The sequence below is a fragment of the Rathayibacter sp. AC451 genome, from assembly GCF_979253095.1.
In genome coordinates this window covers 3,706,994-3,721,497 of record NZ_CEEDBD010000001.1, presented here as the reverse complement: position 1 = coordinate 3,721,497, position 14,504 = coordinate 3,706,994, and the positions used below count along the sequence as shown (strand labels likewise).

Below are 14,504 nucleotides of genomic sequence, written 5' to 3'. Positions count from 1 at the left end.
ACACACCCTCGGGAAGCTCCCCCTGCACGCGTCCAAGCTGGCGCCCGCCGCGTCCCCGCGCGCGCCACTCTCCACAGCCCCTACTGAGTCGCCCGGAAGGGCTCGTTCTCGCGCTGGAGAACGAGCCCTTCCGGGCGAGTCAGGGCCGGGTCGCTACCAGCGGGGGGTGGACCGTCGGGCGGAAGTGGGTGTCGTAGAGGGCGTTGACGGCCTCCATGAACGCCGGGCCGAGGGGCGCGGCGTCGGCGGCGGTCGCGTTGGCGCGGGCCTGCTCGGGCGAGCGGGCGCCGGGGATGACCGACGTCACGCCGTCCTGCTGGATGATCCAGGCGAGTGCGGCGGCCGCGGGTGCGAGGCCGTGGTCGGCGGCGAGGCGCGAGAACTCCTGCGCGGCCTCGACACCGGTCGCGAAGTCGACGCCCGAGAACGTCTCTCCGACGTCGAAGGCCTTGCCCTCGCGGTTGTAGTTGCGGTGGTCGTCGGCCGCGAACGTGGTCTCGGTCGTGTAGCGGCCGCTGAGGAGGCCGGAGGCGAGCGGCACGCGGGCGAGGATGCCGACCCCGGCCTCGCGGGCGGCGGGCAGCACCGCGTCCAGCGGCTTCAGGCGGAACGCGTTCAGGATGATCTGCACGCTGGCGACGTTCGGCCGCGCGATCGCCGTCAGCGCCTCCTCCGTGCGCTCGACCGAGACGCCGTAGTGCGCGATCGCGCCCTCGGAGACGAGGGTGTCGAGCGCGTCGAAGACGGCGTCGTCGGAGTAGACGGAGGTGGGCGGGCAGTGCAGCTGCACGAGGTCGAGGGTGTCCACGCCCAGGTTCTTCCGTGAGCGGTCGGTCCAGGCGCGGAAGTTGTCGAGCACGTAGTTCTCGGGGACCTGGTCGACGCGGCGGCCCATCTTGGTCGCGACGAACACGCCCGAGTCGGGGTGCGCGGCGAGGTAGGAGCCGATCGTGCGCTCGCTGCGGCCGTCGCCGTACACGTCGGCGGTGTCGAAGAGGGTGACCCCCGACTCCACGGCGGCGTCGAGGATCGCGAGGGCATCGTTCTCGGCGACGTCACCCCAGTCGGCACCGAGCTGCCAGGTTCCGAGGCCGACGACGGAGACGGGCGCACCGGTGCGTCCGAAGATTCGAGTGTCCATGCCTCCACCGTAGGCGCGGGCCGGATCCAGCGGAGCCCCTTGCGCGTGCCCTAACGTCGAGGGCATGCCCCTCGTCGTCCTCGGAAGCGCCAACCTCGACCACGTCTACCGCGTCGCCCGCATCCCCGCGCCCGGCGAGACGGTGCTCGCCTCCGACTACCGCACCTTCCCGGGAGGCAAGGGCCTGAACCAGGCGGTCGCCGCGGCCCGCACGGCCGAGGGCACCGCCTTCGTCACGAGCCTGGGCCGCGACTCGGCGGGCGACGAGCTCGCGACCGTGCTCGCCGCCGAGCCGCTCGCCGTGCACGCGCGGCGCCTGGACACCCGCACCGGCACCGCGCAGATCACGGTCGACGACTCGGGCGAGAACGCGATCGTCGTCGACTCCGGAGCGAACGCCGCCTTCGCCGGGCTCACGGCCGCCGAGGAGGAGGTCGTCTCCGCCGCCTCCGCGCTGCTGCTGCAGCTGGAGGTGCCGCAGGAGACGGTGCTCGCCGCCGCGCGCGCCGCCCGCGCCGCAGGAGTCGTCACGATCCTGAACGCCGCCCCCATCCGGCCGCTGCCGGCCGAGCTGCTCGACGAGCTCGACGTGCTGATCGTCAACGAGCACGAGGCGCGCGAGCTGGGCCGCGAGCGCGGGATCGACGCCGCCGACGACTCCGCCCTCGCCGTCGCGCTCACCGCGCTCGTGCCGCTCGTGCTCGTCACCCTCGGCTCGGACGGGGTGATCGTCGCCGTCCGCGACCGCGAGCCCGCCTCCGCCCCGGCCTTCCGCGTCCGCGCCGTCGACACGACCGGCGCCGGCGACACCTTCTGCGGCGCCTTCGCCGCCCGCCTCGCCGCGGAGGGGGCCGACCGCTGGGATCCGGAGGCGCTGCTCCCCCTGGTGCGCTGGGCGAGCGCCGCGGCGGCGGTGTCGGTCACCCGGCAGGGCGCCGCGGTCTCGGCTCCGACCACCGTCGAGACCGAGGCGTTCCTGGTGCAGCAGGGCTGAGCGAGCCGGACCGCCCCGGACCCGGTCGCTGACGGCTCCAGGTCCGCCGGGTCAGTCGACCGCCGCGATCCGCACCGCGACGCGCGCGCGCCGCTCCGGATGCTCCTGCTGGCACCACTCGCGCACCGCGGCGCCGACCGCCCGGGCGACCCCGGGGGCCGAGGCGTCGGACGAGACCACGAGATCGATCGAGACGACGACGTGCTCCGGAGCGATCCGCACCAGCACGGGCTCGACGGAGGTGCCGCCCGAGGCCGTTCCGAGGGAGGCGGGCAGGAGCGGGATCGGCGAGGGCGCGAGCGCCGTCGCGGCGTGCGCGAGGACGTCGCGGGCCTCCGGTCGCGCGGGCACCAGCATCGCCACTCCGGGCACCGCGCGGGCGAGCGCTGTGAGCACGGACGACGCGCTCGGCTGCTGCGGGACGACGACTCCGCCCGCCGTGCTCACGACTGCTCCGTTCCGGGGTGGTAGACGTCCTCGACGCGGACGTCGATCGTCGTGACCCGCAGCTCGGTCTGGGTGAGGAGGCGGGTGTGGATGCGCTCGCGCACCTGCTGCGCCGCGTCCGCGAGGGGAACCCCCAGAAGACCGAGATCGTGACCTCGACCACGACCTCCGCCCCGGGAGCGCCGATGTCGCCGACCAGCCGGCAGCGGCCGACGAGCACCCCGGGGACGCTGTCGCCCGCCTCGCGCACGAGCCCGCGGACCGCGCCCTCGGTGATCGTCAGCTCGACGTCCGGCTCGGGGCTGGCGAGCGGGATGTCGCGACCTGCCCGCGCCTCCCGGCGCACCTGCGCGAGGATCGAGCCGAACCAGCTCTCCTCGGGCGCCGGCAGCCGCTCGGCGTCGTCGTCGATGAGGGCGCCCGAGAGGGCGCGCACCCGCTCGAGGGCCTGCAGCGTGCGGCGGTGCTCCGGAGACTCCTCGATGGCCGCGTCGTACGGCAGCCGGCCACGGTCGAGGTAGTCGCTGAGGTCGTCGAGGGTGAGCTCGTCGCCGTCGACCGGAGCCCCCTCGACGGGCGCGGCCTCGAGCGCGTCGCCGCGCTCCGGGCCCGCCGGAGTGTCGTCCGCGTTCATCGCGCCTGCTCCTTCATCGGGGACGTCCTTCATCGCCAGTCCTCCATCGCCACGACCAGCGATTCGCGGGCTCGCGCCAGCTTGCCGCGCACGGCCGTCGTGGTCAGCCCCAGGTGCTCGGCGATCTCGCCGTAGGACTCGCCGCCGACCTCGCGGAGCAGCCAGCACTGGCGCTGGGATTCGGGCAGCTGCGCGAGAGCCTGGGCGAGCGCCTTCATCGCATCGGAGCGCTCGGCGGCCTCGAAGGGGCCGGGCCCCGTCGCGGCGGGGTGCTCCACGGCGTCGACGTCGTCGGCGGGTCGGCGCTGGCGCAGCAGGTCGACGCTCGAGCGGCTCACGATCCGCATCATCCAACTGCGGACGCTCGCCGGCTCCTTGAGCTGCGGGAGCTGGGCCCAGACCGTGATGAGCGCGTTCTGCACGGCGTCGGAGGCGTCCGCCTGCGAGCCGGTCAGCCGCCACGCGTACGCCCGGAGGATCGACTGGTGCCGCTTGACGAGGACCTCGAAGGCCCGCACGTCGCCCTCGGCCGAGCGCTCGGCGAGGAGCGCATCGCTCGCCGACTCCAGACCAGGCATGACGCCCTCTCTCCTCGACCGTCGGCACCGTGCCGGACACCTATCAGGCAACGGTCAGGAAATTTCCCGATCCGGACCGTGACGATCACCCGCCGGGCTCCGTCCCACTCATGTAAGCACAGCCCGAGGGCGCAGGACTGCGAAGTCGATGCGACCGGGCCCAGGACCCCCGACCGCGGAACCGCGGCCGACGAGACGTACAGGAGACACCATGAGCGACACCACCCGCACCCCCTCCACCCCCCGCGTCGACAAGTCCGTCGACACCGTGACCAGCCTCGGCGGCGCGGTCTCCGGCACCGCTCAGGGCCGCACCGTCATCGACGACGCCGTGATCGCGAAGGTCGCTGGCATCGCGGCTCGCGAGGTCCCCGGCGTCTTCGCCCTCGGCAACAACGCCGCCCGCGCGTTCGGCGCCATCCGCTCCGCCGTCGGCGGCAACGACCTGGCCCAGGGCGTCCGCGTCGAGGTCGGCGAGACCCAGGTCGCCGTCGACGTGACCCTCGTCGTCGAGTACCCCGTCCCGATGCAGACCGTGGCCGACCGCGTCCGCGACGCGGTGGGCGAGGCCATCACCGGCCTCGTCGGCATGGCGGTCGCCGAGATCAACGTCGCGATCGTCGACGTGCACATCCCCGGGGACGACGACTCCGCCGAGACCGAGAGCCGCGTCCGATGAGCACCCCCACCCCCTCCGCCCCCGCGAGCCGGGGCACCGTGCTCGGCGTCGTCGTCGGCGCGATCCTCGCCTTCGCCGCCCTGCTCTTCGGCTTCTGGGGCTTCGTCCTCACCGCCGTGTTCATGGCGCTCGGCGTCCTGATCACGCGGATGCTCGACGGATCGCTGGACGTGCGCGGACTCGTGGACGTGTTCCGCGGCCGCACGACCTCCCGCTAGGAGCCGTCATGACCACCGCCCTGCAGTCGCGTCCCGCCGCCGGCGCCCCCGCGCCGGTGGCGGGCACCGTCACCGTCAGCGTCCGCTCGATCGAGCGCACCGCGCTCGCCGTCGTGCACGAGGAGCTCGGCGTGGAGGTGTCCGCGATCCGCGTCCGCCTGTCGGACGACAGCGGGGGCCTCGCGCTCTCCGTCACGACTCCCGTCGTCGTCGGCTCGGACCCCGCCGCCGCCCCCGGAGCCGGCGAGGGGAGCCTGCTCGATCGCCTCCACCGCGATCGGAGCCGCATCGCCGCCCGGATGCAGGCCTTGACCGGCCGCACCGTCACCCGGGTCGACATCCGGGTGAACGGCACCCGCACCCGACACACGAGGAGAGTCGCATGAGCACGGCCGCATCCCCCCGCGACGCCGCTCCCGACGCGCGCTACCGCCGCTTCCTGCGGCGCGAGACGCACCGCTCGCGCTCGGCCGCGCAGATCGTCGTCCTCGTGGCGATCGCCCTGATCGCCGCGTACGTCGGCACCGAGGCGGTGCTCGCCGTCCTCGGCGCGGCCCCGCTCCTGATCGCGCCCTCCGCTCTGCTGGGAGCCCTGGTCGGAGTGGGCGGGCTCGCCTCCTCCGCTCTGATCGGCGTCGCGGTCGTCACCGGGCTGCTCGCACTGGTGCTGCTCGTGCTGGCGATCGCTCCCGGGGCGCGCGCTCGGCACACCATCGACGACGAGCGCCTCGCGATCGTGGTCGACGACGGAGTGATCGCCTCGGCGCTCGCGCGCTCGGCCCGCACCGTAGCCCGCTCGCGCCGCGAGGACACCAGCGCCTCGATCGGACGCCGCACCGCGGTCGTCTCGATCACGCCCGCCTCCGGCATCGCCGTCGACCGCGACTCCGTCCAGAGCGCCCTCGACGCCGAACTGGAGCGGATCTCCGCGCAGCCCGTCACCCGCGCCACCGTCCGCATCGCCGAGTCCGGGAGGATCTGATGACCACGAGCAACCGCTTCGTCAACCGCCTGTTCCTGCTCCTCGTCGGCCTCGTGCTGGCCGCCGTCACCGCCGGACTCGTCCTGGTCGCGGTCTCGCAGCCCGTGCGGGACGCGGTCTCGGCCTTCGGCTCCGACCAGGGGGCGGCCCTCGTCTCCCGGATCTCGCCCGAGGACGGCACGCCCTGGAACGACACCGCCGTGCTCTGGCCGCTCTACGCGATCGTCGGCGTGTGCCTTCTGGGCGTCGTGATCGCCCTCGCACTCGCCCTCACGCACGGCCGCGGTCGCACCGGCACGGTGCTGCACGACGAGACCTCCGCCGAGGGCGGCCCGGCCGGCTCGGTCGAGTTCGCCACCGGATTCGCCGAGGACGTCCTCGAGAACGCCCTCGCCGGCCGCGGCGACCTGCTCGACGTGACGGTGTCGGCCTACCAGCACGGGTCCACCACCGCCCTCAAGGTCCGGGTCCTCCCCCGCAGCGGGGTCTCCCCGCGCACGGTGGTCGACTCGGTGCGCTCGGAGGTCGAGAGCCTGGACCGCCTGCTCGGAGTCCGCCTCCCGGTCGTGCTCGAGGTCGCCTCGAGCGCCCGCGCCGGCTTCTCCCGGGAGGACCGCGTCGCCTGACCCCTGCCCGCAGAGCGTGCAGGCACCACTCCTCCCGCGGCCGTCGCGGGAGGATCACCGAATCGAACGAAGGGAGCCCCTGATGGGTGCTGACGACAAGATCCGCAACGCTGCTGAGAACCTCCTCGGAAAGGCGAAGGAGGCGGCCGGCAAGCTGACCGACAACGAGCGCCTCGAGGCCGAGGGACAGGCCGACCAGACGAAGGCGCAGACCAAGAAGGTCGGCGAGGACGTCAAGGACGTCTTCAAGAACTGACTCCACCGCTCCTGCCGAGGAGGCCGTCACCGCTCGCGGGGGCGGCCTCTTCCGCGTTCCGGCGTCAGACGCTCCAGAACATGATGCGACCGGCCGAGGCGGAGTCGATGTCCTGGTCGAGGTTGTCGACCGTGTGCGACGCGTAGAGGATCGTGTCCCCGTCGACGCTCGTGACGATCCCGGTGTGGTCCCAGTCGCCGGAGCCGTCCCAGTCGAACTGCACGACGTCGCCGACCTCGACCTGCTCGCGCTGCGCGTTCGTGAGGGGCGTCGCCCGCTCCGGGTGGGCGGCGAGGTAGGAGTTGAAGGCCGTCGACGACGCCCAGGCCGAGCTGTACCCGCCGCCGGACGAGAAGCTCCACTCGGAGTCCATGGTCCAGCCGCGGGCGATCAGGGACTGCGAGGTGAAGTTCACGCAGTCGTTGCCGGCGATCACGCCGTACTGCGCCGAGTTGTACTCGGTCCAGTACGTCCGGACGTAGTCGAGCTGCGAGGCGAGGCGGCTCGCGTCGAGCGCGGCGGCGGCCTTCGCGGCCTCGATCGCGGGGTCGGGCGTGTAGGCGAACGTGATGGCCGAGGCCACGACCTTGGTGGTGGCCAGCACGCCGGTCGCGGTCGGCAGCGGCTCGGCGGTGGGGGTCGAGGAGGCGGAGGGAGTCGGGGCGGCGAGATCCGCCGCCGGGTCCGCGACGGGCACGGGGGCGGTCGTGGCCAGCGCGGTCTGCGCCTGATCGACGGGCGTTCCGCCGGCGGTGACCGCTGCGGCGGCCTCGGTCACGGCGTCGAAGGTGATGGGAGCACCGCTGGCGTCGAAGAAGGCGACGGGCACGACTCCCTCGACCTCGCCGGATGCGGGAGGCGCCACCACCGTGATCTGGTCGGGGTTCTCGACGGCGACGCTGCCCTCGAGGTCGCCGAACCGCACCGAGGCGACCGAGTCGAGGTTGGAGCCCTGGAGCGTGACGCTCGTGCCGCCGGCGACCGTGCCGCTGGTGGTCGACACTCCGCTCAGCACCACGCGCGCGGAGGCGGTGGTCGCGGGGAGCACGGCGACGGTGGTCGCAGCCGCGGTCGGCGTCGCCGACCCGGAGGCGGTGGCCGAGGCGGACTCGGACGAGCCGGATCCGCCGATGGTCAGGCTGGCACCCGCGGCGACGGCCACGACGACGAGGCCGCCCGACATCGCGAGCACGAGGTGACGGCGGCCGGGTCGGAGGAAGGAGGCGCCGCGCCGTGCGGGCTCCACCCGCGGGCGGTGCTGGCGGTGACCCTCGGCCACGCGGCGGTCTCGGCGCGAGGCGAAGCCGCCGCCGCTCGCGGAATGCGGGGGGACCGAGGCGGACGGCCGGGCCGCGGGCACGACGGGGGGCGGGAGCCGCGGCGGCGGTCGTGACGGCGGTGCGCACGCGGCCCTCCCGCTCCCTGGCCTGGCGGCGGGTCAGCGGGGGCGCGGTGACGCCGGGGTCAGCGGCGGCGCCGGGGGTGGGAGCGGGCGAGGTCGGGGTGGAGCGGGTGGAGCTGGGGGGCACAGAGGTATCTCACGGTTCGGGATGCGACGGCACGGTGGCGCACTGCTTTTTCAGAGGGGAGCTGCCCTGTCAAGGGCTGTCGCGCGCGACGATCGGGGTCGTCGGGAAACGCTCCGGGTAACAGTACGGTAACGAGCGGCGAGTGTCACGTCTTCCGGTGCCCGGGTGTGATCGCTAGACCGACTAGGAAGTGCTTCCCGGGGCGTAATCGGGCGCATCCGGAAGTCCGAACAGGCGCTCCAGAGTCTCGATCCCCGTGTCGTGGAGGTGCTGCGCGAGCTCCGTGCCGACGTAGCGGAGGTGGTACGGCTCCGACTCGTAGCCCGTGATCGGGGTCGCGTCGGGCTTGTAGCGGACGAGGAAGCCGAAGCGGTGCACGTTGGCCCCGACCCAGAGCCCCTCGGGCGTGTCCCCCCAGCAGATCTCGAGCGCGCACGCCCCGGAGGCGCCGACGACGTCGACCGCCCAGCCCGTCTGGTGCTCGCTGTGACCCGGCCGCGCGCTCGTCGCATCCGCCCCGGCCTGCCCGCGGGTCGAGACCCAGCCGGCGTACACGCCGACCTGCGTCTCGTAGGAGCGGTACGCGCTCTGCACGGCGAGCGCGAGCCCCGCCTCGGCCGACGCCGCGGCGACGAGGGCGACGAGGGCGTCGGCCGTCGCCTGCCGCATCGGCTGGCGGTTGACGTAGCGGACGTCCGGGTACACGAGATCGGCCGGGAAGTAGTCGACCGGGTTCAGCGTCCTGAGCTTGTTCACGACGACCCACACGCTCGCCGGGTCGTCGACGGAGTTCGCGGCGAGGTCGATCCCGGGGGTCGCGGTGGGCGTCGGCTCGGCCGGCGCGGTGGTCTCCGTCGCCGTGGGCTCCGGCGCGGCGGTGGCGGACGGAGTCGCGCTCGGCGTCCGCGTCGGCGGGAGTGACGGCGAGCCGGTCGGCTCCGGGCCGCCGCGGCCGGCTCCGATCGCCGCGCCCACGCCGAACGCGGTCGCTCCGGCGGCGGCCGCCACGGTGCCGATGACGAGTGCGCGCCGGCGCACCGGGCGCCCGCCCGGGGTCTCGTTCTCGCTCGAGGTCATCCTCCGAGCCTAGACGCGGGCCCTGCGAACCTCGCGGACACCGCCCGGTCGCCGCCGCGTCCTCCACGCGGGACTCCCATATCCTCTAAGGATTCACATCAGCGACTCCCCTAGCTTGAGTGACAGCACCGTGACCCTCCGGATCCGCCCCCTCGGACCCGCATCGGCCGTCCCGGCGACGAAAGGACCCCATGCTCCGACCCCGCCTCGCTCCCGCGGTCCCTCTCACGGCCCTCGCGCGCACCCTCGAGATCCCCGCCGACGATCTCCTCGAGGCCGACGTCACCGGCGTGACGCTCACCGCCTCCGATGTCGAGCCCGGCGATCTGTTCGTCGCACTGGCCGGTGTGAACCGCCACGGTGCCGAGTTCGTCGCCGAGGCCCGCGAGCGCGGCGCCTCCGCCGTGATGACGGACGGGGCCGGAGCAGAGCTCGCCCGCGCCACCGGACTGCCCGTGCTCGTCGTCGAGGACCCCCGCGCCCGCCTCGGAGCCGTCGCGGCCGCCGTCTACGGCACGGCCGAGCGCGCTCCCGTGCTGTTCGGCGTGACCGGCACGAACGGGAAGACCTCGACGGTCCACATGATCGAGGGCATCCTCCGCCAGCTCGGCGTGGTGCCCGGTCTCAGCTCGACGGCCGAGCGCCACATCGGCGACACCTCGATCACGAGCGGACTGACCACGCCCGAGGCGACCGAGCTGCACGCCCTGCTCGCCCGGATGCACGAGGAGGGCGTCGGCGCCGCGGCCATCGAGGTCAGCGCTCAGGCCCTCACCCGCCACCGCGTGGACGGAGTCGTCTTCGACGTCGCCGGCTTCACGAACCTCAGCCACGACCACCTCGACGACTACGGCGACATGGAGACCTACTTCGCCCAGAAGGCGCAGCTGTTCCAGCCCGACCGCGCCCGTCGCGCCGTCGTCTCGCTCGACTCCCCCGCGGGCGCCCGCATCGCCGAGACGGCGGGTGTCCCGGTGTCGACGATCACCTCGCTGCCCGGTGTCGAGGCCGACTGGACGGTGACGATCCTCGAGCAGGAGTTCGGCCGCACCGGCTTCCGCATCCAGAACCGCGAGTCGCGGGCGATCACCACGTCCGTGCCGATCATCGGCGCGCACATGGCGGCCAACGCGGCGCTGGCCATCGCGATGCTCGTCGAGTCGGGCCGGCCGCTGGGCGAGATCCGGGCGGCGCTGCACCGCGACGGCGGAGTCGACGTCTCGCTCCCCGGCCGCACCGAGCGCGTCTCGGGCGAGCGCGGCCCGACCGTCTACGTCGACTTCGGCCACAGCGCCGACGCCTTCCAGCACACGCTCGAGGCGGTGCGGGGAGTGACCCGCGGTCGCGTGATCATGGTGTTCGGCGCCGACGGCGACCGCGACACGCTGAAGCGCCCCGCGATGGCCGAGGCGGCGGTCTCGGGCAGCGACGTCCTCGTCGTGACCGACCACCACCCGCGCTTCGAGGACCCCTCGTCCATCCGTCGCACGCTCGTCGACGCGGCCCGCGCGGCGAGGCCCGACGGCGAGATCCACGAGGTCGACGACCCCAAGCGGGCGATCCGCGTGGCCGTCTCGCTGGCCCAGGAGGGCGACTCCATCCTCTGGGCGGGCCCCGGCCACCAGAACTACCGCGACATCCAGGGGGTGCGCACGCCCTACTCGGCCCGGGCCGAGGCCCGTGCCGCGCTCCGCGAGGCCGGCTGGGCCGAGGAGCCCGCGGCCGACTCCGAGTGACGCGGGGACGCGCCTCCTGAGATCCCGTTCAGGCTCGCCGCCGGGGCCTGGAGGCGCGTCCTCGCGCGGTGTAACTTTGCGCAGCACGCAACGTTCGCGGCGGTCCGCCGTGCCCTGAGGGCGTCCGCCTCACGAGGGGACACCCATGGCCGACTCCGCCGCTCGACAGCCCGAACCCACGCCCTCCGGCGCGGTCATGACGCACCGGCAGATCCTCTTCGTGATCTTCGGGCTGATGGCGGGCATGTTCCTGTCCTCGCTCGATCAGACGATCGTGGGCACGTCGATGCGCACCATCGCCGACGACCTCGACGGGCTCTCGCAGCAGGCGTGGGTGACGACGGCGTACCTGATCGTCTCGACGATCGCGACTCCGATCTACGGGAAGCTCTCGGACATCTTCGGCCGCCGACCGCTCTACCTGATCGCGATCGTCCTGTTCCTGATCGGGTCGCTGCTCGCCGGGTTCGCGACCTCCATGCTCGGACTCGCGGGCTTCCGCGCGGTCCAGGGCCTGGGCGCCGGCGGCCTCATGTCGCTCGCCCTCACGGTGATGGGCGACATCCTCCCGCCGCGAGAGCGCGCCAAGTACCAGGGGTACTTCCTCGCCGTCTTCGGCGTCTCGAGCGTCGTCGGCCCGCTGATCGGCGGACTCCTCGCCGGCACCCCCGAGATCCTCTTCATCACCGGCTGGCGCTGGGTGTTCCTGATCAACCTGCCGATCGGCGCCGTGGCGCTGGTCATCGTGCTCCGCTTCCTGCACCTGCCCAGGCCCGCCGGCGTGCGCTCCGTCCGCATCGACTGGTGGGGCGCGGCCCTCGTCATCCTCGCCGCCGGTCCGCTCCTGCTGATCGCCGAGCAGGGGCGCGAGTGGGGCTGGGGCTCCCCGATCGCCTGGGTCTGCTACATCGTCGGCGCGCTCGGCATCGTCGGCTTCATCGCGGCCGAGCGGATGATGGGCGACGACGCGCTGATCCCGCTCAAGCTCTTCCGCTCGCCGACCTTCTCGATGGCCACCGTGCTGGGCGTCCTCGTCGGCTTCGGGATGTTCGGCGGCATGATGACCATCCCGCTCTACCTGCAGCTGGTGAACGGAGCGACGCCCACGGAGTCGGGCTTCCTGATGCTGCCGATGATCCTCGGCCTCATGATCGCCTCGATCGTCTCGGGCCAGATCATCTCGCGGACCGGGCGGTACCGCGCGTTCCCGATCGTCGGGACCTTCCTGATGTCGGCCGCGTTCTTCTACTTCACCTTCGTCTCCATCGACAAGCCGGTCCTGTTCATGATGGGCGGAATGCTGATGCTGGGGCTGGGCCTCGGCCAGATGATGCAGACGCTGACCCTCGCGTCGCAGAACTCCGTCGACGTGGCGAACATGGGAGTCGCGACGAGCGCCTCCACGTTCTTCCGTCAGATCGGCGGCACCCTGGGCACCGCGGTGATCTTCTCGGTGCTGTTCACCCGCATCCCGGACACGATCGCGGCCGCCTTCCGGAAGCCTGGGATCTCCGCCGACCTGCAGGCCGCGCTCGCCGACCCGACCGTCCTCGCCGATCCGGCGAACGAGAAGATCCTCGGCCTCCTCCAGTCCCAGGACACCTCGGCGATCGGCTCGGCCCTCGACGGCGACACCTCGTTCCTGAACACCGCCGACCGCGCGCTGTCGGCGCCGTTCCTGACCGGCTTCAACGACGCCACCGTGACCGTCTTCTCGGTCGCCCTCGGCGTGGTCCTGCTCGCCTTCGTGCTGTCGTGGTTCCTCAAGACGCCGCCGCTGCGCGCGAAGTCGGCGATGCAGGAGGCGCACGACCTCGCCGCCGACGACGAGCGCGCCGAGGAGCTCCGCCGGACCGACCCGCAGCTCGCTGCCCGGGCGGGTGCGGATCTCGCCGCCGGCAGCATCGAGCCCGACGTGCGGACCGACTCCGTCCGCACGACTCCGACCGCGCCCGACGACCGGCGGAGCTGAACCGTACCTGCGCCGCCCCGAGATCTCGGCGCTGCGCCGGTACGGCGGCGAGAGAGCGCTCCATCCGAAGCCGTAGGATGGCCGTACCAGCCGAAGGAGTCGCCCATGAGCGTTGCCCGCATCCCCGCCACCGAGTCGCCGAGCCTCGCTGAGCAGACCGCCCGGGCCGAGCGCCTCGCCGTGCGCGACTGGCCCGTGGGCTTCCTCTGGGGGTCCGCGACGGCCGCCGCCCAGATCGAGGGCGCGGGGCACGAGGGCGGCAAGGAGGACAGCATCTGGGACGCGTTCTCGCGCGTCCCCGGCGCCGTCGCGAAGGGCGACACCCCCGAGGTCGCCGTCGACCACTACCACCGCATGCCCGCCGACGTGCAGCTGATGAAGGAGCTGGGCCTGGGCTCGTACCGCTTCTCGGTCAGCTGGTCGCGGGTGAAGCCGGGCGACCGCTCCGTCAACGCCGAGGGCCTCGACTTCTACTCGCGCCTGGTCGACGAGCTGCTCGGAGCGGGGATCCTGCCCTGGCTGACCCTCTACCACTGGGACCTCCCGCAGGCCGTGGAGGAGACCGGGGGCTGGACCAACCGCGACACCGCCGAGCGCTTCCGCGACTACGCCGAGACCGTCTACGAGAGCCTCGGCGACCGCGTCCAGCACTGGACGACCTTCAACGAGCCCTTCTGCTCGACCCTGCTCTCCTACGGCGCCGGAGTCCACGCCCCCGGAGTGATCTCGCAGCAGGCCGCGCTCGCCGCGGTCCACCACACGCACCTCGCCCACGGCCTCGCGGTCTCGACGCTGCGGCAGCTCGGCGCGCAGAACCTCGGCATCACCCTCAACCTCTCCAACGCCGTCCCCGACGACCCCGAGGACGAGGTCGACCTCGACGCCGCCCGCCGCTTCGACGCGCTGCAGAACCGCATCTTCCTCGACCCGTTGCTGCGCGGCGAGTACCCCGAGGACCTCCTCGAGGACGTCGCGGGCCTGGGCCTGGACGAGCTGATCGTCGACGGCGATCTCGACCTCATCTCGCTGCCGCTCGACTTCCTCGGCGTGAACCACTACCACGACGACAACGTCTCCGGTCACCCGCTCCCCGCCGGCGCCGAGGACTTCGCCGCCGCGACCGATCGCGAGACCGCGTCCCCGTTCGTCGGCTCGGAGTTCATCACCTTCCCCAGCCGCGGCCTGCCGCGCACGGCGATGGACTGGGAGGTGCACCCCGACGGGCTGCGCTACCTGCTGACCCGCCTGGGCCTGGAGTACGAGAACCTCCCTCCGCTGTACGTCACCGAGAACGGCGCCGCGTACGACGACGTCGTCGAGGACGGCCGCGTGCACGACGTCGACCGCACCCAGTACGTGCTCGACCACGTCGAGAAGGTCGCCGACGCGATCGACCAGGGCGCGGACGTCCGCGGCTACTTCGTCTGGTCGCTGCTCGACAACTACGAGTGGGCGTGGGGCTACGAGAAGCGCTTCGGCATCGTGCGCGTCGACTACGAGTCCCAAGAGCGCACGATCAAGGACTCCGGTCTCGTCTACTCCCGCCTGATCGGCGGCTCGTCCGCCTCGTTGCTGGACTGAGCCGTGGTCGACGGTTCGGCGGGACGGGAGCCGGGGCGCTCCCCCACCCTCGAG

Annotated in this window: 15 protein-coding genes; 10 read left to right on the top strand and 5 right to left on the bottom strand. The window is 73.1% G+C overall.

What is annotated here, in order from left to right:
• Positions 1 to 139: 139 nt before the first annotated feature.
• Positions 140 to 1,141, bottom strand: coding sequence for an aldo/keto reductase (locus tag AC0CID_RS17835; RefSeq protein WP_465227863.1), 1,002 nt, complete (start codon positions 1,139 to 1,141; stop codon positions 140 to 142).
• A gap of 64 nt (positions 1,142 to 1,205) precedes the next feature.
• Here AC0CID_RS17835 and AC0CID_RS17830 point away from each other — a divergent pair, with 64 nt between their 5' ends.
• Positions 1,206 to 2,135 (top strand): ribokinase, encoded by a 930-nt coding sequence (locus tag AC0CID_RS17830; RefSeq protein ID WP_207403233.1) that lies wholly within the window; start codon positions 1,206 to 1,208, stop codon positions 2,133 to 2,135.
• 51 nt (positions 2,136 to 2,186) lie between these two features.
• Here AC0CID_RS17830 and AC0CID_RS17825 read toward each other — a convergent pair whose 3' ends face one another.
• Entirely contained in the window at positions 2,187 to 2,582 is a 396-nt protein-coding gene (locus tag AC0CID_RS17825) for a hypothetical protein (RefSeq protein WP_465227862.1), read from the bottom strand.
• Between the two features lie 663 nt (positions 2,583 to 3,245).
• Complete coding sequence (locus AC0CID_RS17820; RefSeq protein ID WP_465227861.1) at positions 3,246 to 3,794, bottom strand: RNA polymerase sigma factor; 549 nt, start codon at positions 3,792 to 3,794, stop codon at positions 3,246 to 3,248.
• A gap of 211 nt (positions 3,795 to 4,005) precedes the next feature.
• Between AC0CID_RS17820 and AC0CID_RS17815 the strand changes: the two genes are divergently transcribed.
• The 6 genes from AC0CID_RS17815 (at position 4,006) to AC0CID_RS17790 (ending at position 6,555) form a co-directional block, all read left to right on the top strand.
• Positions 4,006 to 4,473, top strand: a complete 468-nt coding sequence (locus tag AC0CID_RS17815) for an Asp23/Gls24 family envelope stress response protein (RefSeq protein ID WP_207403237.1) — start codon at positions 4,006 to 4,008, stop codon at positions 4,471 to 4,473.
• Positions 4,470 to 4,691, top strand: coding sequence for a DUF2273 domain-containing protein (locus AC0CID_RS17810; RefSeq protein ID WP_207403238.1), 222 nt, complete (start codon positions 4,470 to 4,472; stop codon positions 4,689 to 4,691). Before AC0CID_RS17815 ends, AC0CID_RS17810 begins: the two co-directional genes overlap by 4 nt.
• 8 nt (positions 4,692 to 4,699) lie before the next feature.
• Positions 4,700 to 5,077, top strand: coding sequence for a hypothetical protein (locus AC0CID_RS17805; protein WP_207403239.1), 378 nt, complete (start codon positions 4,700 to 4,702; stop codon positions 5,075 to 5,077).
• Complete coding sequence (locus tag AC0CID_RS17800; protein WP_465227860.1) at positions 5,074 to 5,673, top strand: hypothetical protein; 600 nt, start codon at positions 5,074 to 5,076, stop codon at positions 5,671 to 5,673. The genes AC0CID_RS17805 and AC0CID_RS17800 overlap by 4 nt, the downstream gene beginning before the upstream one ends.
• Complete coding sequence (locus AC0CID_RS17795; RefSeq protein WP_465227859.1) at positions 5,673 to 6,299, top strand: hypothetical protein; 627 nt, start codon at positions 5,673 to 5,675, stop codon at positions 6,297 to 6,299. Before AC0CID_RS17800 ends, AC0CID_RS17795 begins: the two co-directional genes overlap by 1 nt.
• 82 nt (positions 6,300 to 6,381) lie before the next feature.
• Positions 6,382 to 6,555 (top strand): CsbD family protein, encoded by a 174-nt coding sequence (locus tag AC0CID_RS17790; RefSeq protein WP_207403242.1) that lies wholly within the window; start codon positions 6,382 to 6,384, stop codon positions 6,553 to 6,555.
• Between the two features lie 64 nt (positions 6,556 to 6,619).
• On the opposite strand, the gene AC0CID_RS17785 is transcribed toward AC0CID_RS17790, so the two are convergent.
• Positions 6,620 to 7,834, bottom strand: coding sequence for an amidase domain-containing protein (locus AC0CID_RS17785; RefSeq protein ID WP_465227858.1), 1,215 nt, complete (start codon positions 7,832 to 7,834; stop codon positions 6,620 to 6,622).
• Between the two features lie 433 nt (positions 7,835 to 8,267).
• Complete coding sequence (locus AC0CID_RS17780; RefSeq protein ID WP_465227857.1) at positions 8,268 to 9,161, bottom strand: M15 family metallopeptidase; 894 nt, start codon at positions 9,159 to 9,161, stop codon at positions 8,268 to 8,270.
• Positions 9,162 to 9,352: 191 nt separating this feature from the next.
• Between AC0CID_RS17780 and AC0CID_RS17775 the strand changes: the two genes are divergently transcribed.
• From AC0CID_RS17775 to AC0CID_RS17765, 3 genes are all read left to right on the top strand, one after another.
• Positions 9,353 to 10,897, top strand: a complete 1,545-nt coding sequence (locus AC0CID_RS17775) for a Mur ligase family protein (protein WP_465227856.1) — start codon at positions 9,353 to 9,355, stop codon at positions 10,895 to 10,897.
• Positions 10,898 to 11,042: 145 nt separating this feature from the next.
• Positions 11,043 to 12,869 carry an MDR family MFS transporter gene (locus tag AC0CID_RS17770; protein ID WP_465227855.1) on the top strand — a complete coding sequence of 609 codons (1,827 nt, stop codon included), beginning with the start codon at positions 11,043 to 11,045 and terminating at the stop codon, positions 12,867 to 12,869.
• 105 nt (positions 12,870 to 12,974) lie between these two features.
• Entirely contained in the window at positions 12,975 to 14,450 is a 1,476-nt protein-coding gene (locus tag AC0CID_RS17765; protein WP_207405175.1) for a GH1 family beta-glucosidase, read from the top strand.
• Positions 14,451 to 14,504: the final 54 nt, after the last annotated feature.